This window comes from Mesorhizobium argentiipisi (SeqCode), from assembly GCF_037179585.1.
GTDB classification, from domain to species: domain Bacteria; phylum Pseudomonadota; class Alphaproteobacteria; order Rhizobiales; family Rhizobiaceae; genus Mesorhizobium; species Mesorhizobium argentiipisi.
Window position 1 is genome coordinate 191877 of record NZ_JAPYKO010000002.1, and the last position, 13963, is coordinate 205839.

Genomic DNA, 13963 nt, shown 5'->3' on the forward strand with positions numbered 1-13963 from the left:
CCCAGATGATAGGCGAGGCTGCCGATCAGTTGACGGTGTCTTTGACCGCCCTTGCCGTCGATTTGACATCCTTGCCGACGCCCCGGATGGTGTTGGCGCAGGCGGTGAGTGCAAGCGCGCAGGCCAGGATGGCGATCGGCGCGATGCGTAGCAGTTTCATGGAAGGTGTCTCCCTCGACAGATATTAAGCCCCGCAGCGAAAGCCGGCCCGACTTGGTCAAAACGCAAAAAACGGAACCGAATCAAACAGACAGGCTGCTCGTCATCGCCTGCGGGATGATTGCGCGCGAAGTTTTGGCCGTCAAGCAACGGCTAAACCTCGACCATCTCGAACTGACCTGCCTGCCGGCCGACTTCCATTTCTATCCGGACCACATCGCCCCTGCGATGGACAAGGCGATCGAGAAAGCCAAGGCGGAAGGCTACCAGCACATCTTCGTCGGCTACGCCGATTGCGGCACCGGCGGCCTGCTCGACCGCGTCATCGAGAAGCACGGCGTCGAGCGCATGGCCGGGCCGCATTGCTTTGCCTTCTACCAGGGCATGGACGCCTACGCCAAGGTCGCCGATGACGACATGATGTCGTTCTACATGACCGATTTCCTCTGCCGCCAGTTCGACGCCTTCTTCATCAAGCCGCTCGGCCTCGACCGGCATCCGGAGTTGATCAAGGATTATTTCGGCAACTACCAGAAGCTGATCTATCTTGCCCAGACCGACGACCCGGAGCTCGACAAGGTCGCCGAGAAAGCGGCCGCCATGCTCGGCCTCACCTATGAGCGCCGCTCGACCGGCTATGGCGACCTGACGAGCGAACTGGCACGGGCGGCACAGGGCGCTGCCCAAGACGCCTAGCCTTCACGCCTGCTTCAGCGCGGCAAGCACGTCGGCGAAGCTGGTCCTGCAGACGAAGCCCAGCCTCTCCCTCGCCCGCGACGGATCGTAGACGCGGTCGATCGACGGAAACATCGTCCAGTCCTGCTTGGCAAAAAGGCGCGGATATTCCGGGAAATAACGCGCCACCACGGCCGGCGCGTCGGCGATCAGCTCGGCGCAATCCTGCGGCCGGAACGGTGTCGGCGCCGAGATGATGAAGACATCGAAGCCCAGGCCCGGCGCCTTCTGCAACGCCGCAACATGGGCTTCCGCCGCATCCTCAACTGTCAGCCGGCGGAACAGCAACTCGTTGGCCTTGGTGTTGGCGTCCGATTGCTCGATCGCATGCGCCATGTCGTCCGCTTCGGGAAAGAAGCGCGCCGTGCGCAGCACCACGACCGGCAGTCCGTGTTCAAGGTGGTAGAGGCGGCACAGATGCTCGGCGGAAAGCTTCGTCACGCCGTAGATGTTGCGCGGCTCCGGCGACATCTCTTCCGTAAGCCAGGCGGCCTTGCGCGCGCCCCCCTGGAAACCGGCGCGGATCGCCTGCGAGATCATCAGCGACGTCGTCGAGGTAAAGACGAAGCGATGGATGCCGCAGGCAACCGCCGCGTCGAGCAGGTTCAGCGTCCCCTGGACGTTGGTCGCGACGAAATCCGTGTTCTCGAAATGCTCGATGTTCGGCTTGTGCAGCGCGCCGCTGTGAATGATGGCCTCGATTTGATTGTCGCGGACAGTTCCGAAGACCAGCTCTCGATCCGCGATCGAGCCGACGACTTGCGTGCGCGCCGAGGCAACCGGATCGAGACCGACCACCTCATGGCCGAGCGCTTCCAGTCGTGGCTGAAGCGCACCGCCCAGCCAGCCGGACGATCCCGTGAGCAATATCCGCATCGATCAAACCGCCATTTTCGAGCTCACGCTGTTAAGCATGGATGACAGGCGATGGCGAACCGGTAAGTTGTGCGCCAGTGATGGAAAAAATTGTTCCAGCCATCGATTGAGGAAAGACATTTCATGACCCCTCGCCTGCTTTTTGCCGCCCTCGGCCTCGTCGCCCTCACCTTGCCTGCCCATGCCGACGGCGAAGTGCAGAAGCTGATCACCGCCGCCGACAAGACGCGACTGGATAGATACGGCGAAACGCGCAAGGCGGCCCTCGAGGAGGCAAAAGCCGGCAATCCGTCGGAGGTCAAGCAGTTGAATGACCTGCTCGCCAAGCCACTTGTCGCCTTCTCCGACAAGGACCTCACCGGAAACTGGAAGTGCCGCACCATCAAGGCAGGCGGCCTGAGCCCGCTCATCATCTATGGCTGGTTCAAGTGCAAGGTCACAGACGACGGCTCGGGCTGGCGGCTTACCAAGGTCAGCGGCTCGCAGCGCACAACAGGCCGCTTCTTCGACGACAACGAGAAACGCGCCATCTATCTCGGCTCGTTCTCGGTCAATGACGACAAGGCCAAGCCCTATGGCAGCGGCCCCGAAAGCGACCAGGTCGGCTACGCCTTCCGCAACAGCGCCACCGAATGGCGCATCGAATTCCCAGCGCCCTATTACGAATCGAAGCTCGACATCATGGAATTCAAGCGCTGAACCGGGCGCTGAAACGCCTGACTGGGTCTCGGGCACACCAAGGATTAACCCCGCTCCGCATAGCATGCGCCCGATTTTCATAGCGGGTGCTTGCCGTGGCAGCGTCGGAATCGAGTACGCGACCGATCGTGGTCGTCACCGAAGGTGGCCCGCATATCTGGGCCATCGTCAATGCGCTTGCCGACCGCCTCGGTCCTGTCAGCGTCATCCTCGAATCCGCTGAATCCAAAAAGCGCCTGCTCATCGGCCGCGCGCGACGCCAGGGCTGGATCTCGGCCATCGGCCAGCTCGGCACGATGGTGCTGACCAGGCTCGGCAAGCGGTTCCTGGCCGGTCATGCCGAGAGACTGATCGCCGAGGAGAAGCTCGCGACCGAGCCGCGGCAGGGCCAGACGATCATCCATGTGCCTTCAGCCAACGCGCCGGAATGCCTGAAAGAAATCAACAGCATCAAACCTGGCGTCGTGCTGCTTGCCGGCTGCAGGCTGCTGTCGAAGGATACGCTGGCAAAGATGCCTTGCCCGGTGCTCAACTATCACGCCGGCATCGCGCCGAAATATCGCGGCATGAATGGCGGCTACTGGGCGCTGGCCTGCGGCGATCAAGGGAACTTCGGCACCACCGTGCATCTGGTTGATGCCGGCGTCGACACCGGCGGCGTGCTGAAGCAGGCGCGCAGCAGGCCCAAGACCGGCGACACGATTGCCAGCTACGCGCTGCGGCAGGCCGCCTTTTCGCGCGATATATGCGTCGAGGCGGTCGGCAATGCGCTAGCCGGCAGACTGGAAACGATCGATCCGGATCTACCGTCCAAGCAATGGTATCACCCGACGATCTGGTTCTACCTCTGGACCGGCCTGACCAAGCACGTCTGGTGATCAGCCGGCAACCGATTCCAGCATTCGCTTTGCGTCATGGCCAGCGTCGCTTTTGAAGGCGCGCGCGTCGTCCCATAACAAGCGGCTCAACCACGCATGCGGCAATGCTCCATGACTTCGAGGAGTTGAGAATTCATGGCCGATCTGATCGTCGTCTACTGGCGCGACATCCCAGCCCAGGTCATCGTCAAGAAGGGCCGGCAGAACGCCAAGCGCGAATTGCCGCTGCGCTTCACCGAGGCGATCGACATGTGCGCCATGCGCACCGGCGCCGGCGGCACCGACGACTATCTGGCGGAATGGCGCAAGGCCGACCCGGTTCCGGTCGGCGACGACATCGAGGCCGAGGTCGAGAAAGCCTATCAGGAACTCGACGCGAAATATGACCGCGAGCGGCTGGTCGCTCTGGTCAAGGCTGGCGGGAAAGAAAATGTCTGAGCAACAGCCGACGGTTACGCAGGCCACCTTGGTCAAAAAGGCAGCGCCGAAATCCGACTACAAGCCTGCCGACGTGTCGCCGCAGCGACGCGTCCAGCGCACTTTTGCCGTCAGACTCTGGTCCATCCGCCACTCGCGATTGCTCGAATGGTTCTACAGCCGCTTCGCCGACGCCTTCCTGCTCCTGCATCCTCTGTGGAAGGGCATCGGCTACAGCCGGGTCGAAGCCCCGGTGAAATTCATCGAGAAGCGCGTCAAGGGCTTCATGTTCGACTGCCGCATGTGCGGCCAGTGCGTGCTCTCCTCCACCGGCATGTCGTGTCCGATGAATTGCCCGAAACAGCTTCGCAATGGCCCTTGCGGCGGCGTGCGCGCCAACGGCAATTGCGAGGTCGAGCCCGACATGCCTTGCGTCTGGGTCAAGGCCTGGGAGGGCTCGCGCAACATGGTGCATGGCGACAAGATCCTGACCGTGCAGAAGCCGGTCGATCAGTCGCTACGCGAAACCTCGGCATGGCTCAGGGTAACGGCGCAGGCCGCCGCAGCGCGTGAAGCCGCCCAGAACCAGCAGAACACCGGAGCTTCAGCATGAGCGTCCGCCACCAGCGCGACGAGAACCCGGCCGGCATCCATCTGCCGCTCGATCCCCTGCCCGGTCATACTTCGCGCGGCCGGCTGGAGCGCGTGCTGCGCCGCGGCGAGTTCGCGGTAACGACCGAGCTCAACCCGCCAGACAGCGCCGATCCGGAAGACGTCTATAACCGCGCCAAGATCTTCGACGGCTGGGTCGACGCCATCAACGCGGTCGATGCCTCAGGCGCGAACTGCCACATGTCCTCGGTCGGCATCTGTGCGCTGCTCACCCGCATGGGCTATGCGCCGATCATGCAGATCGCCTGCCGCGACAAGAACCGCATCGCCATCCAGGGTGACGTGCTGGGCGGCGCCGCGATGGGCGTCGCCAATATGCTCTGCCTCACCGGCGACGGCGTGCAGGCCGGCGATCAGCCCGGCGCCAAGCCGGTATTCGACCTCGATTCCATGTCGCTGCTCGAAACCATCCGCATCATGCGCGACAACGGCAAGTTCCTGTCCGGCCGCAAGCTGACGACGCCGCCGCAGGTTTTCCTCGGCTGCGCGGTCAATCCCTTCGCGCCGCCCTACGACTTCCGCCCGATCCATCTCGGCAAGAAGATCGCCGCCGGCGCGCAGTTCGCGCAGACCCAGTACTGCTTCGACGTGCCGATGTTCAAAGCCTTCATGCAGAAGGCGCGCGATCTCGGCCACACCGAAAAGCTCTTCCTGCTCTGCGGCGTCGGCCCGCTCGCTTCCGCCAAGACCGCGAAATGGATCCGCTCCAACGTGCCGGGCATCCACATCCCCGATGCGGTGATCAAGCGGCTGGAAGGCGCGCAGGATCAGAAGAAGGAAGGCAAGCAGCTCTGCATCGACATCATCAACGAGGTGAAGGAAATCCCGGGCGTCGCCGGCGTCCATGTGATGGCCTATCGCCAGGAGGAATATGTCGCCGAGATCGTCGATGAATCCGGCGTGCTGAAAGGCCGCCAGCCCTGGAAACGGGAGATCCGCCGCGACGATCAGATCGTCGCCGAACGGCTCGACCACATACTGCATGACGAGATTACCGAAACCCAGGTGGACATGGTGAAGACCGCGCACTGATGTATGTCGCCCAAAAGTGGGAACCGGTTTTGGGGCAACGACACACATGAACTTAGAGCGCGGACGGCACGCATTCACTTGAACCAAATCAGATAACGATATAAAGAACTCTTTATATCCCGACGGAGAGATTCCATGACCCGCACCATCGTCGCCTCGGCGACCCGAGAAATCGTCATCGGCTTCGATCAGCCCTTCTGCGTGATCGGCGAGCGCATCAACCCGACCGGCCGCAAGAAGCTGGCCGCCGAAATGGTGGCCGGCAATTTCGAGACCGTCATGAAGGACGCGCTGGAGCAGGCCGCCTGCGGCGCCACCATGCTCGACGTCAATGCCGGCGTCACCGCCGTCGACCCCAACGCGACCGAACCGGCGCTTCTCGTGCAGACGCTGGAAATCGTGCAGGGCCTGGTCGATCTGCCGCTGTCGATCGACTCCTCGGTCAGCGCCGCGATCGAGGCCGCGCTGAAGGTCGCCAAGGGCCGTCCGCTGGTCAACTCCGTCACCGGCGAGGAAGAAAAGCTCGAGGCCATCCTGCCGCTGGTCAAGAAATACAACGTCCCGGTCGTCGCCATCTCCAACGACGAGACCGGCATCTCGATGGATCCGGATGTCCGCTTCGCCGTCGCCAAGAAGATCGTCGAGCGCTGCGCCGATTTCGGCATCCCGGCGCATGACGTCGTCGTCGACCCGCTGGTGATGCCGATCGGCGCGCTGGGCGATGCCGGACGCCAGGTATTCGCGCTGCTGCGCCGGCTGCGAGAGGAGCTCAAGGTCAACACCACCTGCGGCCTCTCCAACATCTCCTTCGGCCTGCCGCACCGCCACGGCATCAACGCCGCCTTCATACCGATGGTGATCGGCGCCGGCATGACCTCGGCAATCATGAACCCGGTCCGGCCGCAGGAAATGGAAGCCGTGCGCGGCGCCAATGTCCTCAACGGCACCGACGAGAACTGCACCAACTGGATCCGCACCTACAAGGATTACAAGCCGGCCGAAGGCGGCCAAGCGGTTGCGGCTCCAACAGCCGTCAATGCGCCGGGCGAAGGCAACGGCAATGGCGGACGTCGCCGCGGCGGCCGCGAAGCCCGCATGGCCAGGGGATAAGCGCGCAACCGTGAGCCGCACCGCAAACAATGCTGGTCCGATCGCATCGCGGATGCGCTCGGACAGCTCTGCTTTGCGTTCAGGCCACGCCCAATATGGCGTCGAACAACGCCATTCCCGCCCAGGATCCGAAGATGCCCGTTACGCCGCCGACGATGAAATCATCGTCATGGGCGGGCCAGTACGCGTGCAGCAGCAGCGCACCCACGATCGCGCCGATAATCCCGGTAGCGAGGTATTGCGGATTGCGCAGCCACGAGCCCTTGATCACGCGCACCATGGTGAACGCGGTGAAGATGGCGGAGAGCAGCAGATCCGACATGGTTGGCCCCTGGACCAACGGACTCTCCGCCCAATAGGAAAACGATCCGTTAAACGGCATCGGCAATTGCCATCGAGACACGTGCCAGCATGAATCCTCCCCCCAACATCACCGATCCGCTCGTCCTGTTCATGCCGTCGGGCAAGCGCGGCCGGTTCCCGGTCGGCACGCCGGTGCTCGATGCGGCGCGCCAGCTCGGCGTCTATGTCGAAAGCGTGTGCGGCGGCCGCGCCACCTGCGGGCGCTGCCAGGTCGAAGTGCAGGAAGGCAATTTCGCCAAGCACAAGATCGTCTCGTCCAACGACCACATCTCGCCCAAGGGGGCCAAGGAAGAGCGCTATGAGCGCGTGCGCGGCCTGCCCGAGCGGCGTCGCCTCTCCTGCTCGACGCAAATCCTCGGCGACCTCGTCATCGATGTGCCGCAGGACACGGTCATCAACGCGCAGACCATCCGCAAGGACGCCGACACCAGGGTAATCGCCCGCGATACGGCGATCCGCATGTGCTATGTCGAGATCGAAGAGCCCGACATGCACAAGCCCCTCGGCGATCTCGACCGGCTCAAGATCGCCCTGATGAAGGACTGGGGCCTCAAGAATCTTGAATTCGATTTCTATCTGCTGCCGCAGGTGCAGGGCATCCTGCGCAAGGGCAACTGGACCGCCACCGCTGCCATCCACAAGGATGCCGACAGCGATATCGCGCGCGTCATCGCGCTGTGGCCCGGCCTAAAGAACGAAGCCTACGGCCTTGCCTGCGACATCGGCTCGACCACCATTGCCATGCATCTGGTGTCGCTGCTGTCGGGCCGCGTCGCCGCATCTTCCGGCACGTCCAATCCGCAGATCCGCTTCGGTGAGGATCTGATGAGCCGCGTCTCCTATGTGATGATGAATCCGGACGGCCGCGAAGGCATGACGGTCGCCGTGCGCGAGGCGGTTTCCGGCCTCGTCGACAAGGTCTGCGCCGAAGGCAACGTCCAGCGCGCCGACATCCTGGATTCCGTCTTTGTCGGCAATCCGATCATGCATCATCTGTTCCTCGGCATCGATCCGACCGAGCTCGGCGGCGCGCCCTTCGCGCTTGCCGTCTCCGGCGCCGTGCGCATCAAGGCCTCCGACATCGGCCTGAAGCTCAACCAGGGCGCGCGCCTCTATATGCTGCCCTGCATTGCCGGCCATGTCGGCGCCGATGCCGCCGCCGTAACTCTTTCGGAGGGGCCGCATCGCCAGGACGAGATGATGCTGATCGTCGATGTCGGCACCAATGCCGAGATCGTGCTCGGCAACTCGGCGCGCGTCGTCGCGGCTTCCTCGCCTACCGGCCCAGCCTTCGAGGGTGCGGAAATCTCCGGCGGCCAGCGCGCGGCCCCCGGCGCCATCGAGCGCGTGCGCATCGATCCGGACACGCTCGAGCCGCGCTACCGCGTCATCGGCTCGGAACTGTGGTCGGATCAGCCGGGCTTCGCCGAGAGCGTGCAGGCGACCGGCGTCACCGGCATTTGCGGTTCGGGCATCATCGAAGTGATCGCCGAGATGTATCTGTCGGGCATCATTTCCGAGGACGGCGTCGTCGACGGATCGCTCGGCATGCGTTCGCCGCGCATCGTGCCGAACGGCCGCACGTTCTCCTACGTGCTGAAGGAGGGCGAGCCGAAGATCACCATCACCCAGAACGACGTGCGCGCCATCCAGCTTGCCAAGGCGGCCCTCTATGCCGGCACCAAGCTGTTGATGGAAAAGCAGCACACCGACCATGTCGACCGCATCCATTTCGCCGGTGCCTTCGGCTCCTTCATCGATCCGAAATACGCCATGGTGCTCGGCCTGATCCCCGATTGCGACCTCGACAAGGTCTCGGCCGTCGGCAATGCGGCCGGCGCCGGCGCGCGCATGGCGCTGCTCAATCGCGGCTACCGGCGCGAGATCGAGGAGACGGTGAGCAGGATCGAGAAGATCGAGACGGCGCTTGAGCCAAAATTCCAGGAGCACTTCGTCTACGCCATGGCGCTGCCGAACAAGGTCGACCCCTTCCCCAAGCTGGCGGCCGCGGTGAAGCTGCCGCCGCGCAAGACGGTGGGCGAGGACGGCGCCGCTGGCGACGCCACCCCTCGCCGGCGTTCGCGCGAGGAACGCGCGGCACGGCGCGGCCGCGGCTAGAGCATGATCCCGAAAAGTGGGAACCGGTTTTCGGAGAAGATCATGCTCCAACAAAGAGTTAGATCAGGATGGCGAGTCAACGAAACGTCATCCTGATCTAACGTTTCAACTCATTCCGCGGCCCCTGCGGCCGCGGCATTGGCTGCCTTCACGGCGCCCTTGGGACGTTGCGGATGCAGCAGCCCGATCAAAGGTTTTTCGATGATCAGATAAAGCATTGCCGAAAGCGCCAGCGTGGCGACCAGGATCGTCGCCGGCTGCAATGCTGCCGGCAGGCCAATCCTCAGGACGACGCCGGTCGCCAGGACGCCGACCACGACATGCCACAGATAGATCGAATAGGACGCATGGCCGAGAAATGTGGGCAAGGCAGCCGGCTTGAACGGCCGCGCCCGCTCGGCAGAAACCGCGCCCGCCACGATCAATGCGGCCGGAAGTCCCCAGCGCAAGGCGCGCGGCAAATCGGCATCGAATAGCGAGCCGGCCGCAAGCAGAAGAAATCCTGCGCCAGCCATCGCCAGCCCCACCCCGAGCGGTAGCCTGGCGCCCTGGAGCCACAAGCGCCCCACGATGACGCCGGCCGCGAACTCGATCACGACGGGATCGGTGAAGGCATGCGCATATCCGGCGGGAAGGACGAAATGCAGCGCGACGATGGCGACAAGCGCGCCGGTGAGGACGCCGAACCGCCACCGCTCGCCCAGAAACAGGACAAGCGTGAAAACGAGATAGAACATCATTTCATAGGAAAGGGTCCAACCCTGTATGACGATGGGATGCAGCGCGCCCTCCTGCAGGACCGGCAGGAAGAACAGTGAGCCCAGGAAATTCGGGGTACTGAAGAAATGGCCGTAGAAGAATTGCGGCTTGAGCAGGATGCCCGCCGCGGTCAGCAGCGTGACGATCCAGTAGAGAGGCACGATGCGGGTGATCCGGCGCCCCATGAAGCGCCAGGGATCGGCCGGCCTGCCGGCCGTCGTCACCCACATGATGAAGCCGCTGATGACGAAGAAGATGTCGACGCCGGCTGCCCCGACGTCGAACGGACCGCCGAACTGCTCGCTGACGTGAAAGCAAACGACCGCGAACGCGGCAAGGCCGCGCAGATACTGGATACTATGTATGCTCGTCATGATGCCCTGACCAGTATCGCATCATGCTGCGATGCACATACCCCACGCCGCATTGCACAATAACAATGCAGCCGCTCGCCTCTGTCAACCGCCGATGGCAGCTATCGGATCGAAACGGGCCCGCCGGCATGTTCAATTCATTTGTATGCAAATGTTTCCGGATTCGCGCGATCCGGAAACCGAAACGCTGTTTTCGCGAAATCGACCCGATACATGCGTGACGCATTTAACGGCCATCCAACGGCGGCTGAAGATTATGCATGTCGCCCAAAAGCGCTTCGCGGCTTTGGGACAAAGACATGCAGCTTCGGCTGCCACGCTCTTCAAGGGAGATGAAAATGTCGATGTTTGGAAATCTCAGCCGCTTCGGTGTCACCATCAGGCAGGCTCATGCCAGGAACAAGGCGATCCGCGCGCTCAACGATCTGCCGGCGCATGTCCAGAAGGATATCGGCTGGCCGGCCTCGCCGCCGAGCGACCCGCAGGCAGCCCTTCACGCGCTGCTTCTGGGCACGCCACGCTGATGACCTTTGCCGACAAATGCAAGCTGCTCGGCAAGCGCCGGGGCCGCAATGCGGCTCCGGCTGCCGCCCACAACAAACTGCGCGCGGCGCTGCTGTCGAAGCGGCGCTAGGCCAATGCCAGGAGAAATGCGCAGCGGTTAGGCTCGCCGACTTCGCAGTAGCGTTCTGTTCGAATTGCGCAAACAAAGAACAGGCACCATCACAACGCCGATGCGCCAGCGGCTAAACCTTGACATTTTTAACTGAGGTACAATCTTGGAATAGCGGGGGAACTCTCTTAGTCGGCTCTGCCGAAATGCGTGTATCCGCATGCCCAGTTTGAAAAGCCATCTCGTTTCCTTCATCCTCAGGCACAGCCGCAAGAAGGCGTTTTCCAGTCCCGAGAACCTGCACCGTTGGATCGCCTACGCCCGCAAGACCGAGGACTATCGTCCGCCGGCCTTGCTCAAGGCGCGGCTGGACATCACCGAGGCCGAAATCGACGGCTTTCCCGTCTATGAGATCGCCCCGAAGGCGGGCGAGTGCCGACGCATCCTCTACATGCATGGCGGCGCCTACGTCTTTCAGATCACCTCCTACCATTGGGGGCTGATCGCCGAGATGGCCGAGCGTCTCGGTTTCGGCATCACCGTGCCGATCTATCCCATCGCGCCCGAGTACGATTTCCATGACATGTTCGGCATGGTCGGCGACGTTTACCGGCGTATGCTCGAAGAGACCGACGCCGAGGACATCGTCTTCATGGGCGATTCCGCCGGCGGCAACATGGCGGTCGTGCTGACCATGATGGCGGCCGAGGAAAGCCTGCCGGCACCGTCACGTCATGTGCTGATCTCGCCCGGCCTCGACGTTTCGCTCGCAAATCCCGAAGTCTTCGAGGCCGAGCGGCAGGATCCGTGGCTGGGTATTCCGGGTGGGCTGGAAGCGGTGCGGCTCTACAGCGCCGGTTTCGACCGCAACGACTGGCACATCAGCCCGCTTTACGGCGACTTGTCCGTGCTGCCGAAGACGCTGCTGCTGACCGGTTCACGCGACATGCTGACACCAGATAATCTCATCTTCGCCGAACGCGCGCGCGCTGCCGGCGTCGAGGTCGACGTGGTCTACGAGGAAGGCATGTTCCACGTCTGGCCGCTGATCGAGATGCCCGAGGCGCGCCGCGCGCGCGACAGCATCGTCGACTTTCTCAGCGTTCCCGCAGCCCGCCGAGTTCTTGCCCGGCGCAGGACAAAGGCTGATTTCGCAGCCCGCCCCGCGCCAGCGGCTGAATAGCTCAGAACTTGCCGGTTTCGCGAAACAATTCGAACGTCGCCCGGATATGGTCGGCCACGGCCTTCACCGGTGCGCTCGCATCGGGCGCCACCACCATGGCAAGATTGTAGGTGCCGATCTCGGGCATGCCGTCCTTGGCGCCCAGCGAGACCATCTCGTCGCCGAGGAAGGACTTCGGCAGCGGCGCCACCGCAAGGTCGGCCATGATAGCGGCACGCTGGCCGGCCGTGTGGGCGCTCATATAGGCGATGCGGTAATTGCGGCCCTCGCGTCCAAGCGCTTCCAGGGCGCCGGCCCGCCAGGCGCAGCCTTCTTCCCACAGCGATACCGGCAGCGGTTCGCGCAGATGCGCGCAGCCGCCCTTGGCCCCGGCCCACACGATCGGCTCGGTCAAAAGCACCTCTGCGCCGACCGCGCTTGTCTTGTAGGAATTGGTGAGCAGCGTGATGTCGAGCGCGCGGTCGTCCATGCGCCGGCGCAGATTGATGCTCTGGTCGATGGTGACGTCGACGGCGATCGAGGGATGCGACTGGGCGAAGCGCTTCAGCACATGCGGCAGCACGCGCTCGCCATAATCGTCGGGGGAACCGAGCCGTACTACGCCGACGATGTCGGGGATGATGAACTTCGACACCACCTCGCGGTTGATCGACAAAAGCCGGCGCGCATAGCCGAGCAGCATCTCGCCATCCGTGGTCAGCGTCACCGAACGCGCGTCGCGCGCGAACACGGAACGGCCGAGGATATCCTCCAGCTTCTTGATCTGCATGGAGACGGCCGATGGCGTGCGGAACACCGCATTGGCGGCGGTGGTGAAGCTGCCGGTCTCGGCAATCGCCACGAAGGTGCGCAGCACATCGAGGTCAAGCAGCGGCAAAGGATGATTGAGCGGGGCGTTCATGGCAGCCTGCCTTCAATTTTTCTGATGCAATCCATCATTCCATTTCGTTTGATTGAACATCACTCCAAGCGCATAGTCAACTCGATCGATACAGGATGCTGCCAAAAGCAGCCATGAAACGACCCTGACACAGTCCTGCAATCGACGTGAAATGAAGCTGAAACAGACCTGGTTTAACGCAATGACGGGCGCCCCTCCCTGCCCGCATAGAGGAGAAAGAAATGTCTATCCTGTCATCCATCGGTCGGCTTGCGACCGAATTCAGCGCGGCCCGCGCCCGCTACCAGACCGAACGCGCCATCCATGCGCTGCCGATCGAACTGCAGAAGGATATCGGCTGGCCGGAAGCCGCCGATGCCAAGACCGGCTTGCGCCTCGGTGTTGGAAGCTGGGCCGGAGCGAAGTAACCGAGTGTGTATGAAGTTCTGAAGGCCTGCCGCGTCAGCTCGGCAGGCCTTTTTGTTTGGTCTTTTGTTTGCGTTCAAACGACTTTTCCAGCCATGCGGCCGCCGCATGACGCATATGAGCCACCCGCATAGCGGATTAACAAACCAATTAACCCACCGAAAATAATGGAAAATTTTGGGCACGCTGCCCAAGAATGTCGCAAACCATGTCGCTTTTCATATCAAGCGCTTCGCTTTTGCGATTCAGTTTTTGCTGAACTGAGCCTATATCACCGTCAGCCAAAACGAGCTGCCCCACTCCATTAAGCGAAGGCGACCCGTCTGAGCAACCAAATGGAGATGACGATGAAGCTCTTTGCCCGCCTGTTCACCCGCCGTGAAATGAACCTGACAACCGCTATGGAACGTCAGCGTCTTGCCAAGACCATGCCCGGCCAGACCGGCGCCATGGCTGCTGCCCGTCTCGGCTTCGTGGCCTGAGACAATTCGGCATGCTGAATTCAACGCCGCCCCGCTTGGCGAGGCGGCGTTTTCATTGGGGCGTTGACACCTGACGTCGGCGAAGAGACGCCCTGCAGTTGCACGAATTGCCCATTTGCGACCCGTGTCGCAAATTTAATCTTCACTTAGCCGCCTACCCGATTGACAGGAATGATTTTTCCTGTTG

At 62.6% G+C, this 13963-nt stretch carries 17 protein-coding genes; 12 read left to right on the forward strand and 5 right to left on the reverse strand.

Annotated features, from left to right (window positions below; all coding sequences use genetic code 11):
* Window positions 1–25: 25 nt before the first annotated feature.
* Window positions 26–160 carry an entericidin A/B family lipoprotein gene (locus O7A05_RS03840; protein WP_041003961.1) on the reverse strand — a complete coding sequence of 45 codons (135 nt, stop codon included), beginning with the start codon at window positions 158–160 and terminating at the stop codon, window positions 26–28.
* Between the two features lie 53 nt (window positions 161–213).
* Here O7A05_RS03840 and O7A05_RS03845 point away from each other — a divergent pair, with 53 nt between their 5' ends.
* Entirely contained in the window at window positions 214–855 is a 642-nt protein-coding gene (locus O7A05_RS03845; protein WP_337091627.1) for a DUF1638 domain-containing protein, read from the forward strand.
* 3 nt (window positions 856–858) lie between these two features.
* On the opposite strand, the gene O7A05_RS03850 is transcribed toward O7A05_RS03845, so the two are convergent.
* Entirely contained in the window at window positions 859–1770 is a 912-nt protein-coding gene (locus O7A05_RS03850) for an NAD-dependent epimerase/dehydratase family protein (RefSeq protein ID WP_337091628.1), read from the reverse strand.
* Between the two features lie 123 nt (window positions 1771–1893).
* On the opposite strand from O7A05_RS03850, the gene O7A05_RS03855 reads away from it, so the two are divergent.
* The 6 genes from O7A05_RS03855 to O7A05_RS03880 all read left to right on the forward strand — a co-directional run bounded on the left by O7A05_RS03855 (window position 1894) and on the right by O7A05_RS03880 (window position 6578).
* A complete protein-coding gene (locus tag O7A05_RS03855) occupies window positions 1894–2469 on the forward strand; it encodes a DUF4893 domain-containing protein (protein ID WP_337091629.1) in 576 nt (191 codons plus the stop codon).
* Window positions 2470–2564: 95 nt separating this feature from the next.
* Window positions 2565–3347 carry a formyl transferase gene (locus O7A05_RS03860; RefSeq protein WP_337091630.1) on the forward strand — a complete coding sequence of 261 codons (783 nt, stop codon included), beginning with the start codon at window positions 2565–2567 and terminating at the stop codon, window positions 3345–3347.
* 135 nt (window positions 3348–3482) lie between these two features.
* A complete protein-coding gene (locus O7A05_RS03865) occupies window positions 3483–3785 on the forward strand; it encodes a virulence factor (RefSeq protein ID WP_041003951.1) in 303 nt (100 codons plus the stop codon).
* Window positions 3778–4377, forward strand: a complete 600-nt coding sequence (locus O7A05_RS03870) for a methylenetetrahydrofolate reductase C-terminal domain-containing protein (protein WP_337091631.1) — start codon at window positions 3778–3780, stop codon at window positions 4375–4377. The genes O7A05_RS03865 and O7A05_RS03870 overlap by 8 nt, the downstream gene beginning before the upstream one ends.
* Window positions 4374–5468, forward strand: a complete 1095-nt coding sequence (locus O7A05_RS03875; protein ID WP_224581293.1) for a methylenetetrahydrofolate reductase — start codon at window positions 4374–4376, stop codon at window positions 5466–5468. Before O7A05_RS03870 ends, O7A05_RS03875 begins: the two co-directional genes overlap by 4 nt.
* Window positions 5469–5603: 135 nt before the next feature.
* A complete protein-coding gene (locus tag O7A05_RS03880; RefSeq protein ID WP_337091632.1) occupies window positions 5604–6578 on the forward strand; it encodes a methyltetrahydrofolate cobalamin methyltransferase in 975 nt (324 codons plus the stop codon).
* Window positions 6579–6657: 79 nt separating this feature from the next.
* Here O7A05_RS03880 and O7A05_RS03885 read toward each other — a convergent pair whose 3' ends face one another.
* The gene (locus O7A05_RS03885; RefSeq protein WP_337091634.1) at window positions 6658–6900 is read right to left on the reverse strand and encodes a hypothetical protein; all 243 of its coding nucleotides are present in this window, start codon (window positions 6898–6900) and stop codon (window positions 6658–6660) included.
* 89 nt (window positions 6901–6989) lie between these two features.
* On the opposite strand from O7A05_RS03885, the gene O7A05_RS03890 reads away from it, so the two are divergent.
* The gene (locus O7A05_RS03890) at window positions 6990–9059 is read left to right on the forward strand and encodes an ASKHA domain-containing protein (RefSeq protein WP_337091635.1); all 2070 of its coding nucleotides are present in this window, start codon (window positions 6990–6992) and stop codon (window positions 9057–9059) included.
* Window positions 9060–9169: 110 nt separating this feature from the next.
* On the opposite strand, the gene O7A05_RS03895 is transcribed toward O7A05_RS03890, so the two are convergent.
* Window positions 9170–10192, reverse strand: a complete 1023-nt coding sequence (locus O7A05_RS03895) for an acyltransferase family protein (RefSeq protein ID WP_337091636.1) — start codon at window positions 10190–10192, stop codon at window positions 9170–9172.
* A gap of 338 nt (window positions 10193–10530) precedes the next feature.
* On the opposite strand from O7A05_RS03895, the gene O7A05_RS03900 reads away from it, so the two are divergent.
* Window positions 10531–10716: a hypothetical protein gene (locus tag O7A05_RS03900; RefSeq protein WP_181174730.1), complete on the forward strand. Its 186-nt coding sequence runs from the start codon at window positions 10531–10533 to the stop codon at window positions 10714–10716.
* A gap of 309 nt (window positions 10717–11025) precedes the next feature.
* Complete coding sequence (locus tag O7A05_RS03905) at window positions 11026–11988, forward strand: alpha/beta hydrolase (protein WP_337091637.1); 963 nt, start codon at window positions 11026–11028, stop codon at window positions 11986–11988.
* 1 nt (window position 11989) lies between these two features.
* Here O7A05_RS03905 and O7A05_RS03910 read toward each other — a convergent pair whose 3' ends face one another.
* Window positions 11990–12889, reverse strand: a complete 900-nt coding sequence (locus O7A05_RS03910) for a LysR substrate-binding domain-containing protein (RefSeq protein ID WP_042645025.1) — start codon at window positions 12887–12889, stop codon at window positions 11990–11992.
* A 221-nt stretch (window positions 12890–13110) separates the two neighbouring features.
* Here O7A05_RS03910 and O7A05_RS03915 point away from each other — a divergent pair, with 221 nt between their 5' ends.
* Entirely contained in the window at window positions 13111–13296 is a 186-nt protein-coding gene (locus O7A05_RS03915; protein ID WP_095764923.1) for a hypothetical protein, read from the forward strand.
* A gap of 345 nt (window positions 13297–13641) precedes the next feature.
* On the forward strand, window positions 13642–13776 hold the full coding sequence (locus O7A05_RS03920) for a hypothetical protein (protein ID WP_263483928.1): 135 nt from the start codon (window positions 13642–13644) through the stop codon (window positions 13774–13776).
* The last annotated feature ends 187 nt before the right edge of the window (window positions 13777–13963 follow it).

Excerpts from the sequence above, each read along its gene's own strand:
- O7A05_RS03865 (WP_041003951.1), top strand. The coding sequence starts at position 3,483 with ATGGCCGATCTGATCGTCGTCTACTGGCGCGACATCCCAGCCCAGGTC.
- O7A05_RS03920 (WP_263483928.1), top strand. The coding sequence starts at position 13,642 with ATGAAGCTCTTTGCCCGCCTGTTCACCCGCCGTGAAATGAACCTGACA.
- O7A05_RS03905 (WP_337091637.1), top strand. The coding sequence starts at position 11,026 with ATGCCCAGTTTGAAAAGCCATCTCGTTTCCTTCATCCTCAGGCACAGC.
- O7A05_RS03880 (WP_337091632.1), top strand. The coding sequence starts at position 5,604 with ATGACCCGCACCATCGTCGCCTCGGCGACCCGAGAAATCGTCATCGGC.
- O7A05_RS03885 (WP_337091634.1), bottom strand. The coding sequence starts at position 6,900 with ATGTCGGATCTGCTGCTCTCCGCCATCTTCACCGCGTTCACCATGGTG.
- O7A05_RS03915 (WP_095764923.1), top strand. The coding sequence starts at position 13,111 with ATGTCTATCCTGTCATCCATCGGTCGGCTTGCGACCGAATTCAGCGCG.
- O7A05_RS03850 (WP_337091628.1), bottom strand. The coding sequence starts at position 1,770 with ATGCGGATATTGCTCACGGGATCGTCCGGCTGGCTGGGCGGTGCGCTT.
- O7A05_RS03875 (WP_224581293.1), top strand. The coding sequence starts at position 4,374 with ATGAGCGTCCGCCACCAGCGCGACGAGAACCCGGCCGGCATCCATCTG.
- O7A05_RS03910 (WP_042645025.1), bottom strand. The coding sequence starts at position 12,889 with ATGAACGCCCCGCTCAATCATCCTTTGCCGCTGCTTGACCTCGATGTG.
- O7A05_RS03840 (WP_041003961.1), bottom strand. The coding sequence starts at position 160 with ATGAAACTGCTACGCATCGCGCCGATCGCCATCCTGGCCTGCGCGCTT.
- O7A05_RS03895 (WP_337091636.1), bottom strand. The coding sequence starts at position 10,192 with ATGACGAGCATACATAGTATCCAGTATCTGCGCGGCCTTGCCGCGTTC.
- O7A05_RS03870 (WP_337091631.1), top strand. The coding sequence starts at position 3,778 with ATGTCTGAGCAACAGCCGACGGTTACGCAGGCCACCTTGGTCAAAAAG.
- O7A05_RS03900 (WP_181174730.1), top strand. The coding sequence starts at position 10,531 with ATGTCGATGTTTGGAAATCTCAGCCGCTTCGGTGTCACCATCAGGCAG.
- O7A05_RS03890 (WP_337091635.1), top strand. The coding sequence starts at position 6,990 with ATGAATCCTCCCCCCAACATCACCGATCCGCTCGTCCTGTTCATGCCG.
- O7A05_RS03855 (WP_337091629.1), top strand. The coding sequence starts at position 1,894 with ATGACCCCTCGCCTGCTTTTTGCCGCCCTCGGCCTCGTCGCCCTCACC.